The sequence below is a fragment of the Acinetobacter corruptisaponis genome (assembly GCF_030053775.1).
In the GTDB taxonomy this organism is placed as follows: Bacteria; Pseudomonadota; Gammaproteobacteria; order Pseudomonadales; family Moraxellaceae; genus Acinetobacter; species Acinetobacter corruptisaponis.
In genome coordinates this window covers 1,526,533-1,542,714 of the sequence record NZ_CP125669.1, presented here as the reverse complement: position 1 = coordinate 1,542,714, position 16,182 = coordinate 1,526,533, and the positions used below count along the sequence as shown (strand labels likewise).

The window sequence follows — 16,182 nt, the reverse complement described above, 5'->3', positions numbered from 1 at the left end:
GCAAGACGAGAGCTACGCTCAAGTGGCGAGTTAAAAAAAGCGAAGCTCTTGCGGAATATATTCCTCATGTGCAAAACCTTGCAGAGTATATCTTGCATATATAAAGCAAATTCAAAAAAAACACCATTTTCCTAAATCATTTGGTCAACCGCCTATAAATTCTAAAAATCAAAACTACAGAAATCACAGCATTTTTATGCTGAAATAAATCAGTACGATTAAATATCTAGAGATGAAACATGGCCTATACATCGGAACAGGCAGACATACTGATTGACTTGGCACAACAAACTCTACATTTGCCGAAACATAACAAGTTTTATCTGATTTCCTCTGGCAAGAATGGGATTGGTGAACAAGAAAATAGTGGTAAAACCCCACGAGGCTGGCATCGTGTTGCCCAAAAGATCGGTCATGACGCAGCAACACATTCAGTCTTTATTGCACGCCAGCCCACAGGTGAAATTTACAATCAACAGCTTGCACAACAGTTTCCGCAAAGGGACTGGATTTTATCGCGAATTTTATGGCTGGATGGTTTGGAGGCTGGTTTTAACCAGGGGGAGGGCTGTGACACCTTTAAACGATATATTTACATTCATGGAACACCTGATACGGAACCGATGGGCATTCCGATGTCTCATGGCTGTATCCGAATGAAGAATGATGAAATTATCGAGCTTTTCGGGCTTGTTCCTGAACATGCACTGGTTTATATTTCAGAACAGACATTGGAAAATAAGCAGCCAGATTGTAAATAAGTGCCTAAATAAAATACGAAAATCCTGTGTTTTATCAAGAATGACCTATTTTTTAATCATTCACACGGTTTTTTCCGAAAAGAGCATGAAAAGCGTTTGACAGGCTGTGAAGATTCTCTATAATGCACCTCACAAACGATGAAGACGTTAAGGGCGCTTAGCTCAGTTGGTAGAGCGTCTGCCTTACAAGCAGAATGTCGGCGGTTCGATCCCGTCAGCGCCCACCAAGCCTTTACGTTAAAACTCAAGTGCAGCGGTAGTTCAGTTGGTTAGAATATCGGCCTGTCACGCCGAGGGTCGCGGGTTCGAGCCCCGTCCGCTGCGCCACTTAAGTTTTAATATCGTTTAGCTCATAATTGCAAAATTATATAGTGCAGCGGTAGTTCAGTTGGTTAGAATATCGGCCTGTCACGCCGAGGGTCGCGGGTTCGAGCCCCGTCCGCTGCGCCACTTTAAATTTGCAGGATTGAGAATATCCTAGGATACAAGACTAAGTACTTTGTTTGTCTTGCGTCATAAAAATTGATTATCAATCAATTTTTACCTTGCGCTTCGTAAAAAGCGTTGCTTTTTACTCGCTCAGGGCGCTTAGCTCAGTTGGTAGAGCGTCTGCCTTACAAGCAGAATGTCGGCGGTTCGATCCCGTCAGCGCCCACCATAATTTGTGACATTAACTTCTGAAAAGAAGTACAGCAGTGCAGCGGTAGTTCAGTTGGTTAGAATATCGGCCTGTCACGCCGAGGGTCGCGGGTTCGAGCCCCGTCCGCTGCGCCATTTTCTTGATTCCATGTTTAAGAAAATGTTTGTTTTAACAAGTATGTTTATACTTGTTTCTCTGAAACGAGAGTTAATTAGAAAAATCAAAGATTTTTCTCTTGCACTCAGACAAAGCTTTGCTTTGTTTATCCTTGTTCAGGGCGCTTAGCTCAGTTGGTAGAGCGTCTGCCTTACAAGCAGAATGTCGGCGGTTCGATCCCGTCAGCGCCCACCATATCCCATCATCTTAAAAATCAATTCATTGTAATCACTTCAAGCTTGATTTATCATGTGCCACGATAATCATTCTAATATTGAAGTCATTTATTATGAAAAATCCATATCAACGCAAGGCTGCGTCGAAATCTCAAACCACAATATCCAATTCACCGCCTAAACAGCTTTATCGCCAGTTCATTGAGAATATTATTGTCCAGCGTCATGTGGTTGCCCTGTATCATGAGGGCTGGGCACTATGTGCAACACCAACAGGGCAGCATGCGATGTCCATTTGGCAGAACAAGGGAATGGCAAGGTTACTGATCAAGGACAATTGGGCCAATTATGAGGTTCAGGAATTGCCCTTGATGGCATTCATTGAAAAGATGATTCCTTTTTTAAAGGAAAATAACACCATACTTTCTCTAGACCTAACGCCTGAAGGGAATAACCTACTGGTTAACCCTGATTCATTATTATTGGATATTAAGAATTTTCTGTATCAGATCTATTTGCAGCGCCCAGAAGTTTTTGCTGAGTTGAAGTTGCCGTTACCTCGGGACATTCGTCTGCATCAATAAGCATTAAGATACTGATAGGGATAACCCTGTCAATACTCGTCCAGTAACCAGCCACTTGCGTATGCAAAATACTCCCTTAGCCATGCATTATAACGTGTGGCTAAAGGGGTGGTGGCACCCAGCATGCTGATATGGCGATATCCCTGTTTTCGCGCAATTGCGGCCGCCCGCAGTGTATGGAAATCACTGGTCACGATTGCAATTGGCTGTTGGATATTAATGTGTTGTGCCTGCAACAAAGGCTGACTATTTTTAAGATTCAGCTCAGTGCTGGTGCTCTTATCCTCCAAAAGTATTTGCGAAGTGGGAATATGGTGCTTCTGCTGTAGATAGCTGGACATCACCTCAGCCTCACTTTGGATTTCTCCAAAATCAATACCCCCTGTCAAAACCAGTTTGGCATCAGGTTGGGCCAGGGCCACTGGTGCAGCTCGATCAAGTCGCTTGGCAAGGGTGGCGGATGGCTGCCCATTTTCAACACCACTACCCAACACAATAATTGCCCGTACTGGTGGTATGGTCTGGGTTTTTACATTGTTCTCTGCCAGATAATTAAAAAAATAGCCTAAGCTAATCAACCAAATCCAGAAGCATAACCAGCCAAAGCGCCAAATGGAATGTAGGCGGAAATGATAGAAAAAGAAACGTTCAATATGATAATAAAAGAATGCATATAGACAGAAAAAAAGGCCAAGCAGCAGTGGAAGCACTGTCCCAATATGGATTTTTTTAAATGCGATCAGCACCGCACCATCAATGAACAGGACTGAACCGACAAGGGCGAATAAGAGACGAAGCCATGAACTGAGTTGCATAATTTGAATAGTGGTCGATTTGAATCGTGCTAAGTGTATGCAAATTTAGGCGAAAGGCAAATTCTGATGCTGTTGTATAAAAACGGGTGTGAAAACACCCGTTGTTATTGGGGGGAAAGTGAACTACGAGTTAATAGACATCCCGACGATAACGTCCTGCCTGACGAAGTGCATCCATTTTTTCTTCACCTAGGATATCGGTAAGTGCCTGATCCACACCTGAAGCCATGCCATCAATACTGCCACAGACATAAATGACCGCACCTTGGTCTATCCAGCTAATTAACTCACCAGCCTGTTCACGCACGACATCCTGCACATAGATGCGCTGCGCCTGATCTCTGGAAAAAGCCAGATCAAGACGTTTGAGCGTGCCCATATTTTTCCATGCTTCAATCGTTTCCTGATAGAAGAAATCATGTTCACGTTGGCGTTCACCAAAGATCAGCCAGTTGGCGCTGTAATCCTGACGGTTACGCTGCTGTAACAGGCTCATCAACCCTGCAATGCCTGTACCGTTGCCGATACAGATAATAGGGCGGTTGTCATCAATCAAATGGAAAGATTCATTGCTACGAATGCGTAAGGCAATCGTTTGTTTTAAGGATGCAAACTCGGTAAGCCAACCTGAACCCAGCCCCAATTGGCCATTTTCATCACATTGTTGACGCACCACCAGTCGTAGAACTTGCTGTGACGGGATGCTGGCAATCGAGTATTCCCGTGTAGGTAGGATAGGAAGTTGTTGCAACAGTTCCTCGGGATTATTAAATGGCTGAATCTCAGTGCGCAGGTTTTTATCCCACAGCACCTGTTCAATAGGTTGTTTGAGTGAGGCTACCTGACTGTGGGCAGGAATTTGATGCTTGATCAGAAAGGCTTCAATCTCAGCCATACTATTGGCTGGTTGAATCTCGGCAATATCTCCCGCATGCCAGCTAATGTCATAAGGTGCTGTCAGTTCAATATTATAGGCTGCCTGTCCCAAGCTATTTGGATTAAGTACATGGCGTTCACTGAGTGTCCATTGATCGAAGACCTTTTCAATATTCATGGCATGCAGTTCATGTTGAGTTACCACAGACAAGGCCTGATTCCAGCGTTGAATATCATTGGCATTTGCATTGTCCACTTCGATTAACTCGAAAAATGCCTGTGCATTGCATTGTTTTAACCACTTATCAACCGCATAACCAAAACTACAGTAACTGTCTGGATATTCTCTGGAACCGAGCGCCAATACCGCATATTGCATGTGACTGAGGTCAGGCGTCTGTTGCATGAGCTTTTTACAGAATCCTGCTGCCAGGTCGGGCGCTTCACCTGTGCCATAGGTGCTGACCACGAATAGAACCTGCTGTGCCTGCTGTAAATCCTGTTCAGTGAGTTGCTGAATGGGTTTGACCACAGTCGGTTGCTGTGCCTCCTGTAGGCTGGTGGCAGTGCGCCAGGCCAGTTGCTCAGCTACACCTGTTTGAGACGCATAAGTAATCAACCATGGTTTTGCATTTGGATCAATCTGTTGTGAGTTAAGCGATTGGCGTGCTGCCAGCGTCAGTTTCTTCTGTTTACGGCGTTTGAGGTACAGCATCCAGCCTGTCACAAAGAACAGAGGCATTGCTAGTGAGGCAAGCAAGGCAATGAACTGGTAGGTTGAACCAAAGAAACTGCCACGATGCACAGGCAGCATGCTACTCATGATTTTCTCATTGAGCTTTTTATCTTCATATAATTCTAGTTTTTCAATTTTTTGCTGCTGATAGTTATAGACAGCCTGATTACGTGCGCGTTCATGCTGTGGAATATTGTCAACGAATGATAGCTCTAGCTTTGCGTCATCATGCTTGGGAATGTTTAGGGTGAGGGCAGAGTATTTGCCGCCAATCTGTGCATTGACGTTTGTCCATGTCTGGTCAAGAATGCTGCTGACCTGTTGCTGGGATAGTTCAGGCTGTTTGGCCTGACCGCGCTCATTATTGTGCTCATTGCGTTGGGGCTGTTCGACCCCCATGACCTTGAACATACCCGCACGCCACCAGTCATAGGACCAGTATAAACCTGTACATGCAAACAACAGGTAGAATACAACCACCCAGGTTCCAACCACCGCATGTAAATCCCAGATAAAGTTGCGACCTTTTAGCTTGGGTTTGATAAAGAACCATTGTTTAAATGAATGTTTCTTCGGAAAACGCAGATAAAGTCCACTCAATACAAAGAAAATCAGCATCAGCGCAGAAGCACCTGTCAGCTGTTTGCCAAAATCACCCATCGTCAGATAACGGTGCAAACGCTGAATAAACTGAAAAAATTCCCGCCCCTTGATCTCAGGCAGAACCTCGGCAGTATAGGGATTGACCATCATGTTATAGCCACGCCGTTCACTTTCTTTCTTGATATTGACTGTAGAGGAGGCGGTTGGGTCGGAAGAGAGGGTAATGCTGTTGATCTCAATTCCAGGTCGTTGCTGGTTGAAATGCTGATAAAGTTGCGCTGGTGTCAGCTTGGGAGTTGTTGCGGCTTGTACCACATAACTTTGCTGATTGATCATTTTTAAGATTTGTTGATCGTAGGAGTAAATGGCTCCTGTCACTCCCATGATGGAGAGGATCAAGCCAGCGCTGATTCCGAGAAACCAATGAATCTGGAAAAGAGTTTTCTTAAACATGGGTAAAAATGGAAAGATAATGGAATTTCTGTAAATATAACCCAACAATAAGAATAGAATATGGATTTTGTAGATAATATTGATTTTGATTCTTATTTTCAAATATAGGTTAATAAACCTTATATAAAATGAGTAGGAAGATGACTGGTAACATTTGGAAAAGGACTAAAGCTTGGCGATAAACTGCAATTGAATTTATAAGAAAATTAAATGATAATAATTATTATTTGTATAATGGAATGCGTATTCCATGTCATCTTCCTCGCTCAACCAGCAGTTTTCAACACTCTATCAGCAACACCATACCTGGATTTATCACTGGCTCTATAAAAAATTGGGAAGTTCAGCCGATGCTGCCGACCTTGCACAGGATACCTTTGTTCGGATTTTGGCACGACAGCAACAACTGGAACTTCAGCAGCCACGGGCTTATCTGGTCAATGTTGCAAAAGGTCTGATGGTGAACTGGTTGCAGCGCAAGGAGATTGAACGGGCTTATCTGGAGGTGTTGGCACAGCAACCTGAACGGGAGCATCCATCACCAGAGCGCCAAATCCTGATTATTGAAACATTAACTCAAATTGTGGAGTTGTTGGCTGAACTCCCTGATACCGTACGCTTAACATTTCTGTATGCCCAACTGGAGCAACTCAAGTATCAGGACATTGCGGATCGACTGGGAATTTCGGTCAGTACAGTGAAACGTAATATTCAGCGTGCCTATATGCATTGTCTGGACCTTATGCTGGCCGCCGAGGACATTTAAGCTGATGCCAAGTGTGAATAAGCAGCAAGTTCTAGCTGAAGCCAGTACATGGCTCATGCGACTGCAAGAAAGTGAACTTTCTTTAGAGGAACTTGAACAGTTACAGCAATGGCAGCAACAGAGTCCGCTACATCAAAAAATCTGGCAAAAGGCCTTGTTGCTGCAAACAAAATTTTCAGATGTGCCGCTAGACATTACCATTCCTGTGATGCAAAAAGTTCGACATTCCTCCACACAGTCTTATAAAAAATATCTCTGGCTGCTGGCATTTTTGCCGCTCTGTTCAGGTCTGTATCTTGCCAGCGAGCAACAGCAATGGCTGGCTGATTATCGTAGTGGGGTAGGTGAGCGAAAACGTGTTGTGTTGCCTGATGGGGGAATGGTGCTGCTTAATGCATCTTCTGCAATTGATGTGGAGTATACCGATCGGCAACGTACAGTAGTGTTACGCAAGGGTGAAATCTGGATAGAAACCCAGCATGACCCGTTGAAGCGTCCATTTTTTGTCAGTACCCAACAGGGTACGGTGCAGGCCTTGGGGACAAAATATCTGGTGAAAATGATGCCTGAATATTCACAGGTGGCGGTGACACAGGGTCGAGTGCAGGTGTCACCCCATCAATCACAACAGCAGCAAATCATTGAAACCCAGCAACAGCTAAGCTTTGATGCAAGGCATATCAGTAAGGTCAGACCTTTTGAGGAGGGCAATATTGCCTGGACCAAAGGCTTTTTAATGGTCAATGAAATGACATTAAAAGATTTTGCTGAACGTTTGCAAACTTATCAAAAAGGGATGATTCGGGTGGATAGCGAAATTGAAAATATAAAGATATCGGGCAGCTACCCAATTGATGATCTGGAAAAAGTCTATGCGATGCTGGTCCAAACCTATGGTCTGGAGATTGAGCGGTATGCAGGTGGCTATTGGACAGTCGTGCAGCAGGCAAAATAAAAACAAAAAAATCTGTTTTTTCCTGAGCTGATTTTTATTTTCAACTGGCATAGATCAGGAACGTATTATGAATATTGATCAGGGGGGAATATGTACGCTCAACAGGGGAAAAACGCGCTTGCACAGGCAATACGGATTGCTGTGTTCAGTACCGCATTGGGTATTTCAGTCACCGCCTATGCTGCCAATGAGCAAGCACAGCAGCATTATGAGATTAAATCAGGACAACTGGGGCAGGCATTATCCAGTTTTGCCATGCAGTCAGGCGTGGCATTGTCATTTGACCCAGCACTCACCAAGGGGATGAATACACAGGGGCTGAGTGGTTCCTACAGTATTGCCGATGGGTTTGAACAGCTTCTAAAGGGTACTCAACTACAATTGGTACAGCGTGACCACGGTGGCTGGAGCATTGAAAAAATTAAAAGCACACCACAGCGATCAAAACCAGTTCGTGAGGTGGGGCAACTCAACAGCATTGCGGTGAATGGTGTGGCGCAATCGGCGGTTGATGGCAATGCGTCACAGCTTCCCGTGATTAAGGTTGCGGCGGATGATCAGCCTGTCGGATTAAAAAAGCGGACACAGTCAGGCGTTCTTGGCAATAAATCCATTTTAGACACCCCTTTTTCTGTAACGGTGGTTGAAAGTAACGACATTGCAAAACGTGGTGCGAAAACCTTAGGGCAGATTTTTATCAATGACCCTGCTGTTTATAGTCAAAGTGCTGCGATGGCAACGGACTGGTGGGGAACGTCAGTTCGTGGGCTTGGAGTCAGCAATTACTATGTTGATGGTTTTCCAATGGCCTTGAATTGGGGCGGGGATTTTCCATCCGAAGCGGCTGAAAGTGTCACTGTGTTAAAAGGCTTAACAGGCTTTATGTATGGGTTCGGTTCCCCTGGCGGAGCAATTAGTTACCAACTTAAACGACCTAAAGACAGTCCAGAAACCAGTGTTGAAGTCAGTTATCGCAACCCAAGTACATTTTCAGCTTTAATTGATACCAGCAACTATCTTGATGCCGTCGATTTGGGATATCGTTTTGTTGTAGGTGGGGATCAGGGCAAAGCCTATAATGACGCTGAACAGAACCGCTTTGTGACATCTTTGGCGCTGGATAAAAAAATTACGGATCATTTAAAGTGGACCGCCAATTTTACTTATGAAAATAATAAAACCGAGCATGAACCCCCAGTATTTGACTTTTCCGCTATAACCGAAAAATTGCCTAAGGTAACTTATGACTATGATAATTTGACGGTTGATAATTCCTTTTATAAAACCAATACCTTTACTGCTTCTACAGGGTTGGGCTGGGAGATCAATGAGGACTGGAATGTTAAATACCAGTTTGGCTATACCCGAAAACTACATGAATCCAATCTCACCTTTGCCAGTTTATTAAATACTGCTGGGGATTATGACGGAACCATATACCAGTTTGCAGGTGTATCTGAAACGCTAATGAATCAGGCAATGCTGACTGGAAATCTTGCCACGGGCAAGATTCAGCATGAGTTGGTCGCAGGGGGAGGCTATACCAAAAGTACTGACAGATGGTCTAAGCAATCGTATTGGTCTACGGATTATACAGCGAACCTGTATTCGCCAACCTCTTTTAGAATTGCCAATACACCAGATTTTAGTTTGGAACCAGATATAGGTAGTCAGACCGCTCAGAGCTATGCTTTCTTAAGTGATACGATTAAGCTGAATGAACAGTGGCAGGCTATTTTAGGATTACGGCATACCTACTATGACCAGGAGGATGTGGATCACGATCCAACAGTTGATTCGGGATATAACACTAAGGAGACCACACCAACAATTGCCTTACTTTATAAATTTGTACCTGAAGCCACCCTGTATGCGAGTTATGTTGAGAGTTTGGAGGCGGGTTCTAGGGTTGGTGAGAAATATGCCAATGCAGGTGAGGTATTGCCAGCCACAATAAGTAAGCAATATGAACTGGGTGTGAAATATAATGTCAATCCATTTGGTATAACCGCCGCTCTGTTTAAAATGCAAAGAGCTGCAACAATGGACAGCATTCAAGATGGCTTAAAATATTTAACTCAGGATGGTTTAACCAATTATCAGGGCTTGGAGCTGAGTGGGACATATAAGCCAACCAATGCATTAAAACTTGGATTGGGGATGATGTATCTGGATGCCAGTATTGATGAGGTTGCAGAAGCCAATAAGGCGATTGAGGGTAAAGTGCCCGCAGGCCTTGCCAAATGGTCGGGTGTTGCCAATGCTGAATATGCAATTCAGGCAATTGATGGACTAAGCCTGCATGGCAATGTCCGTTATAATGGTTCTTCCTATATTAGTTCAGACAATACCATACAGGTACCTGCCTATACGCTTGTAAATACAGGCCTCTCCTATAAGTTTAAACTGAATGGGCATGATGCGGTGGTGAATGGGAACATTAACAATCTGTTGAATAAAAAATATTGGGCTTCGAGTGGAACCTGGGCAAGCATTGGTGAAGCCATCAATGGTGTTGTGTCTTTAAAGGTAAACTGGTAAATGACAATAAGAAAAAACCCAGCTTAGGCTGGGTTCTTTATATACGGCTTATTGCTGGATCTAACTACAATGGCTTAGCCACACCAACCGTCTCATTCAAGTGCTTGCGTACTGTATTAAATGAGAAATTCTTTGAATCCATGCGTTTTGGCAGGATGTAGGCACCTTGCTGCTCTTCACCTTTTGGTGTTTTTACCTTGAAATTAACTAAAATAAAATCAGGGGTATTATACCATTCGTAAATATCTTTCCAACCGATGGTTGCCGTACCTTCCTGAAGTCCCATTTTCTGACGCATCACAATCCCGTGGGGCTGTACACCTAAACGAATCCCCTTGATTTCCTGCACAGGGAACTCGTTCATTTTACGTTTCACATACCATTCCAGACCAAACTTCTTGATGAGGTAGAACAGTACCACACCAATAATCACCACCCAGCAAATCGCGGTTGAGTAGGTGGAGTAATACTTGATCAGGCCTGCTGCAACCAGTGAAAGCACCACAAGTGCAATCATAATCAGCCAGGCCTTGCGGCTGAATTTATTGGTACCACGCCAAATCATAAGTTGGGCTTGACGTTGTTCTTGTTCAGAAACTTCGTAAGGAACGGGTTGTAGCGTATAAGCGTATAGCGTTTTGGCGGTCATAGTTTAAAAAATGAGTTTAGAACTGGGTTAAGTTTATCATTGATTGGCATGCAAAGATATTAGGCCAATAGCGAATCATAGGGACGATTGAAATACCGAAATACCAATCGTCCCTAAAGTGAGGCAAACTCGGTACCATCTTCACGGGGTTCATGGCTTAAACTCTGTTTCAGCATACTTAAACGGGTCAAAATACTCAGGATCAGGGAGAGCTGCTGCAAAATAATCAGCGACTTCTGGTCGTTTTCATCATTGCGGCTTAGACGTTCGCGTATGCTTTGCAGCATATTTTGTGAAGACAGGTCAGGCACTTCGTCTCTTAAAAGTGCACCCTGAATATCATCCAGTGCCTGATCCAACACGCTTAATATCGCAGGGTCTTCAATGCGTTCACGGTGCGCACCCAAGGCCGCGATATAACTGAGAAAGGTATGGCTTAAACAGAGAAACTCAAACGCCTGTGCTTTCTGGGTGGGATCAATATTGGGTTCGGTTGCAAGGGTGGAAATGAGTGATGCAACTTCCGCATCATTATTATGCGCTGCCCGTCTGACCACGCGGTAGTTCAGGGCATTATTCCGTCCCTGATGATACTGCGTCACCACTTCCGCCAGATATTTACATTGGGCTTGCAGTGAACGTTGAATGGTGCGTGGCAGGCGGCGGAACTTCCAGTCAGGCCAGATAAAGCTGACCCCAAACCATGCCAGTGCACAGCCAATGATGGTGTCGATCAGGCGTGGCAAACCTGCGGCAAAGGCGGAACCATCCAGATTGAAGTTGATCAAGGCCAGAATGGTGATAAAGGCGGTTGCCTGGGCATACTGTTTACTACGCAGCTCGAAAAATAAAACACCACTGAGCACCAACATGACCAATTGTCCCTGAAGTGACGGAATAAAGTAAATAATCGCCAGACCGACAATAATTCCAATCAGGGTGCCGACAATTCGTAAATACAAACGGCGTTTGGTCGCGTTAAAGTTTGGCTGACAGACAAAAAGTGCCGTCAGTAGAATCCAGTAGCCATAGGCAATATGGGTTAACTGAATGAAGATGTAACCGATAAACAGGACAATGGACAGACGCACCGCATGGCGGAACAGCACTGATTCAGGTGTCAGGTGCTGCTTGACCCGTACCATCATGTCATTCCAGCCTTTCAGGTCATCATCCTTGAGCTGATTTTCCACCTGTTGGGCATTGATCAGTTGAATGTTACGTTCAGTCTCCAGATTCTGGAGCTGGGCATCAATCGACTTTAAGTTTTGATAAAGTGCAAACAGGGCATTAATCCGCACCTGATCATAGACTTGGTCTGCATGCAACTTTTCCAGCGACAGCCTTAAGTTTTCAAAGCTGTGCTTAAAGCGTTTGTTATGCACATAGCGGGTACGGGTTAAAATACAGTTCGCCAAATCCTGACAGGCCTTGCCTTGAATGGTCAGGATACGCTGGAATCGAAATAAAATATCACTGTGCTGAAAAATCTTGGCCAGTTTCTGATAGTCGATATGAGCTGAATCCGCCCGCTCATGAATATCCTGTGCAACAAAATAATACTGCAAGCTACGCCGTGTATCTTTCTGGCCCCGATCCCCCTTGAGGCGGGTCAGCAGTGCCATGCGCATGTCATTGAAGATGGAGATCAGCTTGCCATTTTCCAACGCCAGATCAATCATGCTTTGCTGATAGCTTGATGGGGTCATGTCGACATCGAACAGATTGGACTTGGCAAATAAAAAGCTACCTAGCGCATGATATGACGCAGAGAGCTGGTCCTGCAATTTACGAACAGGAAATAACAGGAAGCTAATGGTGGAAAGCAGCCCGTACCAGGCTGCGCCAGCCACCAATAAGGCTGGTTGTAGATACCATTGTTCAAACAGGTGTACACCCAGCATTGAGTAGACTGAAACCACCAGACAGCCATAGGCAATGGTGGCATAACGCCGACCGAGTGAACCCAGTAAAATCCAGCCGATACAGGAAACAATCAACCCGATTGCAAAGGCGGCAGGATAGGGAAATAGTAACTGAACCGATGCCGCAGTGATAAAGAAACCGATATAGGTATAAATCAGGTTCATGATGCGCACGGAAAAACGGTCATCAATGTCACTGATCCCTGCGGCGACTACACCCAGTGTCAGCGGAATGGTGGCAAGTTGGAAATTGAGCAGATAGGGAACAAAAGCCGTGCCTGTAAAGGCAATGAGCATACGCACGTTATACATAAACGTGGTGTTGTAGGTTGCCTGTTTTAAACGTCCGAACCAGGGATTCAAGGTTGATCCTTTTTGTATTCTTCAATCGATTTTATCACTCATATTATGCACAAATACAGTAAGGATGCTAAGCTTGCAAACATGATTAACATGAAAAGTACAGTATTATGCAGGCAGAGCAACCCCGTCAGCGTCAATATTCAACAGCATGGATATTATTGCTGGCTTTATTGACCGCTTTGGGGCCGTTATCCATTGATATGTATTTACCCGCGCTGCCACAAATGGCGGATGAGTTTGGGGTAAGTATGCAGATGATTGCCAATACCTTACCTGCATATTTTCTGGGACTTGCGATTGGACAACTGATTTATGGGCCTGTAAGTGACCGTATTGGGCGCAAAACCCCCTTATATTTTGGCTTGGCCTTGTATGTGGTTGCCAGTTTGGCCTGTGTTTTTGTGAGCAATGAATGGGTTTTAATCGCTGCTCGGATTTTTCAGGCTTTGGGCGGTTGTGTCGGGGTGGTGATTGCCAGAGCCGCCATCCGTGATCGTCTGGATATGCAGGGGTCTGCGCAGGCCTTTTCCAGCATGATGATTGTGATGGGACTGGCACCGATTCTTGCACCTATGTTTGGCGCCTGGATTCTAACATTTTTCCCGTGGCAGGCTATTTTTATCACTTTGGCGGTGATTGGGGTAATCTGCTGGTTGTGTGTACATTTCTTCTTTAAGGAATCCTTGCCTGTAGAACGCCGTTTAAATTTGTCTCTTTATCAGGTGACGACCCTTTACGCCGCAATCTTAAAAGATGAAAGTTTTAGAAAGCCAATGTTTGCAGGCTGTCTGACTGGTGCGGCATTGTTCTGTTACATCAGCTCTGCCTCCGCCGTGTTTATGGGACAGTATGGATTGTCACAGCAGCAATTTTCCTATGCTTTTGCGCTGAATGCTGGTGGAATTATGCTGATGTCCTCACTGAATAAACATCTCAATACCCGCATGGACATTTTTCCGCGCTTGCGCTTAAGTGGGACAATTCAATGTTTTGGCGCAGTGATTGTGGTCAGTGCTGGCTTGATGAACCACGCGCCACTTTGGCTGTTAATGTCAGGTTTATGTCTGGTCGTCTCAGGGATTGGCCTAACTGGGCCTAATGCAATGGCTTTGGCGATGTCGAAACAGGGTGCAAGGGCAGGAACAGCCAGTGCGATCATGGGCAGTATGCAATTCGCCTGCGGTTTGCTGGGTGGGGTAATTTTAAACTTCCTGATTTGGAAAGCATCACTCAATATGGGATTGATGATGTTGATGTTTACCAGTGCGGGACTATTTGCGATCTTTAAAGTGGGTAAGCAGATGAATACTGCTGCTTAAATATTAAAATTGCATATAGAGACCGCAAAAAATCACAAATTGCTGATAAGGCTGTTCCTCACAATATTGTGCATAATCAGGCTTAGTTTGTTTTTTTATTAAGGATAATATCTGATCAAGACGATGTAGGCTTTCGGCAGTAAAATCTAGATGAGTATCATTGAGCTGCTGTCTGTACGCCATTGGAATTTGTGGTTCTGCTGAAAAGAAGTCATCTAGAACAGTTTTGACTCGGTCACTGGTTTGAAGTGGTGCTTGCTGTTGTGTTGAATGAGTATGAGATGAATGTTGTTCATTGTGCTGTTGTGAAGATGAATTCTGGGTTTGTTGCTGATTTTGTTGTGAATGTGTGCTATGCCCTGACCCATTCGGTCTTTGAGGGGTAGGCCGATTACGTTTTCTGGTATGAGATTGATCGCTGTTTTTAAAAAATTTCCATCCAATAAATCCTAAAATCCCAAAGGCAATAATAAAAAAGAATGGGAAACCACCTGAACTCTTTGTTTCAGTCATGTTCGCTGGTTGTACTGGAGCTGCTTCTGCTGGTTGAGTGGATTCGATACGTACATATTCAGTCGTTGTAGTGGTTTTAGGCTGTGTTAATTGCTCAATCCTTTGTTCTTGTATCGCTTGTTGTTCTTGGAGTTGCTGTTCAGTTTGTTGTCGTGCGGCCTCTCTTGCCCGTTTAATCTTTTCATGAAGTTCCTGTTGGTATTGGCTTTGTACTGAAGATTGTTCTATCTCACTTGGTACTGAGGACTCCTGCGTTTCTTCAGCATGAGAGGCTGTGGAGGATAAGAAAAGAAGTAATACAGCTGGGTAGAGCCTAAACAACTCTCTGGAATTTGACATGGAGACCCCTAATATTTTAAATAAATGATTTTTATTGCTTTTATTAAGCTTTCTCCCGATGAATATCAAAGGGAGAAATAAGGTTAAATGATTCTAATCCACAAATACAGTAAAGTTTTCAACAGCTTCGCGTGGTGTAATAAAGGTATTTACAATATGGTCGGGGTCTGCATAGCCCAAGGCAACAGTGCACACCAATTCTTCATCGTCAGGTGCGCCAAGCACATCCAGTACGATTGGATGGAAATGGTTCCATGCGGCTTGTGGACAGGTATCCAAGCCCCGTGCCTTAGCTGCAACCATCACATTCTGGATCATCATGGAAATATCCATTTTTGAACCAATGCCCATTGCCTTGTTCACGGTGAAATATAGGGCAACAGGTGCATCAAACAACTGGTAGTTACGCAGTTGCTGTGCCGCCATTTTTTCCTTTTCCCCTTTTTGAATCCCCAGCAAACCATAGAGTCCCCAGCCATTTTCACGGCGGCGATCAATAAAAGGTGAAATCCAGGTTTCAGGATAATAAGCAAAGGTTTCCTGATACTGCCCAGCGAGTTCTGGCTTTTGAAACATTTCCATTTGTGCCTTACAAACACGGTCAATCATTTCAGCTCGTTTTTTACCTGTCACCACATACACTTTCCACGGCTGTGTATTTGTACCAGACGGTGCTCGACTGGCAACCGCCAAAATATCCTTAATGGTTTGGGTTTCAACAGGGGTATCCAGAAACGCACGTACTGAATGGCGGGATGTAATGGCATCATCGACATAGCGGACTTGTTCCGTGTTCATAAAAATTCCTCATCTTTTATGGTCTTTCTCATGGAATGAGACTATAAAGTAATAAATGAGTTTTGCAGATGACTTTTTAGTCGTAGATTGGATTTTGGCTAAAAAATATCTAAATGAGGTCTGCCTTATAAAAACAGATATATTTTTATTCTTTTGTTTCTTTATGTGAAAATTAAATGTATTTGTAACACAATGAAATAGAAGTAATATTTAT

12 protein-coding genes and 6 tRNA genes are annotated in these 16,182 nt (G+C 44.2%); 12 read left to right on the top strand and 6 right to left on the bottom strand.

The features are described from left to right. Positions 1-239: 239 nt before the first annotated feature. From elsL to QLH32_RS07320, 8 genes are all read left to right on the top strand, one after another. Positions 240-761 carry a cell wall-recycling L,D-carboxypeptidase ElsL gene (gene elsL, locus QLH32_RS07355; RefSeq protein WP_283268910.1) on the top strand — a complete coding sequence of 174 codons (522 nt, stop codon included), beginning with the start codon at positions 240-242 and terminating at the stop codon, positions 759-761. A gap of 151 nt (positions 762-912) precedes the next feature. Next, positions 913-988: transfer RNA gene (locus QLH32_RS07350), tRNA-Val, on the top strand. A gap of 23 nt (positions 989-1,011) precedes the next feature. After that, positions 1,012-1,088, top strand: a tRNA-Asp gene (locus tag QLH32_RS07345). 46 nt (positions 1,089-1,134) lie between these two features. Next, positions 1,135-1,211 (top strand) — tRNA-Asp (locus QLH32_RS07340). 132 nt (positions 1,212-1,343) lie between these two features. Continuing rightward, positions 1,344-1,419 (top strand) — tRNA-Val (locus QLH32_RS07335). A 39-nt stretch (positions 1,420-1,458) separates the two neighbouring features. Continuing rightward, a tRNA-Asp gene (locus QLH32_RS07330) sits at positions 1,459-1,535 on the top strand. Between the two features lie 141 nt (positions 1,536-1,676). After that, a tRNA-Val gene (locus QLH32_RS07325) sits at positions 1,677-1,752 on the top strand. A 94-nt stretch (positions 1,753-1,846) separates the two neighbouring features. Further along, positions 1,847-2,317 (top strand): DUF2750 domain-containing protein, encoded by a 471-nt coding sequence (locus QLH32_RS07320; RefSeq protein ID WP_283268908.1) that lies wholly within the window; start codon positions 1,847-1,849, stop codon positions 2,315-2,317. Positions 2,318-2,346: 29 nt separating this feature from the next. Here the strand turns inward: QLH32_RS07320 and QLH32_RS07315 are convergent, their stop codons facing one another. Continuing rightward, positions 2,347-3,132, bottom strand: coding sequence for a YdcF family protein (locus QLH32_RS07315; RefSeq protein ID WP_283268906.1), 786 nt, complete (start codon positions 3,130-3,132; stop codon positions 2,347-2,349). Positions 3,133-3,262: 130 nt separating this feature from the next. Continuing rightward, the gene (locus QLH32_RS07310) at positions 3,263-5,800 is read right to left on the bottom strand and encodes a PepSY domain-containing protein (RefSeq protein ID WP_283268905.1); all 2,538 of its coding nucleotides are present in this window, start codon (positions 5,798-5,800) and stop codon (positions 3,263-3,265) included. Positions 5,801-6,050: 250 nt separating this feature from the next. On the opposite strand from QLH32_RS07310, the gene QLH32_RS07305 reads away from it, so the two are divergent. The 3 genes from QLH32_RS07305 to QLH32_RS07295 all read left to right on the top strand — a co-directional run bounded on the left by QLH32_RS07305 (position 6,051) and on the right by QLH32_RS07295 (position 10,062). Continuing rightward, positions 6,051-6,566: a sigma-70 family RNA polymerase sigma factor gene (locus tag QLH32_RS07305; RefSeq protein ID WP_283268904.1), complete on the top strand. Its 516-nt coding sequence runs from the start codon at positions 6,051-6,053 to the stop codon at positions 6,564-6,566. 4 nt (positions 6,567-6,570) lie between these two features. Next, positions 6,571-7,521, top strand: coding sequence for a FecR family protein (locus QLH32_RS07300; RefSeq protein WP_283268902.1), 951 nt, complete (start codon positions 6,571-6,573; stop codon positions 7,519-7,521). 90 nt (positions 7,522-7,611) lie between these two features. Then, positions 7,612-10,062, top strand: a complete 2,451-nt coding sequence (locus tag QLH32_RS07295; protein WP_283268901.1) for a TonB-dependent siderophore receptor — start codon at positions 7,612-7,614, stop codon at positions 10,060-10,062. Between the two features lie 64 nt (positions 10,063-10,126). On the opposite strand, the gene QLH32_RS07290 is transcribed toward QLH32_RS07295, so the two are convergent. Both QLH32_RS07290 and yccS read right to left on the bottom strand, forming a co-directional pair. Beyond that, the gene (locus QLH32_RS07290; protein WP_283268900.1) at positions 10,127-10,711 is read right to left on the bottom strand and encodes a YcxB family protein; all 585 of its coding nucleotides are present in this window, start codon (positions 10,709-10,711) and stop codon (positions 10,127-10,129) included. Between the two features lie 113 nt (positions 10,712-10,824). Further along, on the bottom strand, positions 10,825-12,999 hold the full coding sequence (gene yccS / locus QLH32_RS07285; RefSeq protein ID WP_283268899.1) for a YccS family putative transporter: 2,175 nt from the start codon (positions 12,997-12,999) through the stop codon (positions 10,825-10,827). 107 nt (positions 13,000-13,106) lie between these two features. Here yccS and QLH32_RS07280 point away from each other — a divergent pair, with 107 nt between their 5' ends. After that, a complete protein-coding gene (locus QLH32_RS07280) occupies positions 13,107-14,318 on the top strand; it encodes a multidrug effflux MFS transporter (protein WP_283268898.1) in 1,212 nt (403 codons plus the stop codon). Between the two features lie 3 nt (positions 14,319-14,321). Here QLH32_RS07280 and QLH32_RS07275 read toward each other — a convergent pair whose 3' ends face one another. Next, positions 14,322-15,170 (bottom strand): hypothetical protein, encoded by an 849-nt coding sequence (locus QLH32_RS07275; RefSeq protein WP_283268897.1) that lies wholly within the window; start codon positions 15,168-15,170, stop codon positions 14,322-14,324. Between the two features lie 93 nt (positions 15,171-15,263). Next, positions 15,264-15,968 (bottom strand): nitroreductase, encoded by a 705-nt coding sequence (locus QLH32_RS07270; protein ID WP_283268896.1) that lies wholly within the window; start codon positions 15,966-15,968, stop codon positions 15,264-15,266. Positions 15,969-16,182: the final 214 nt, after the last annotated feature.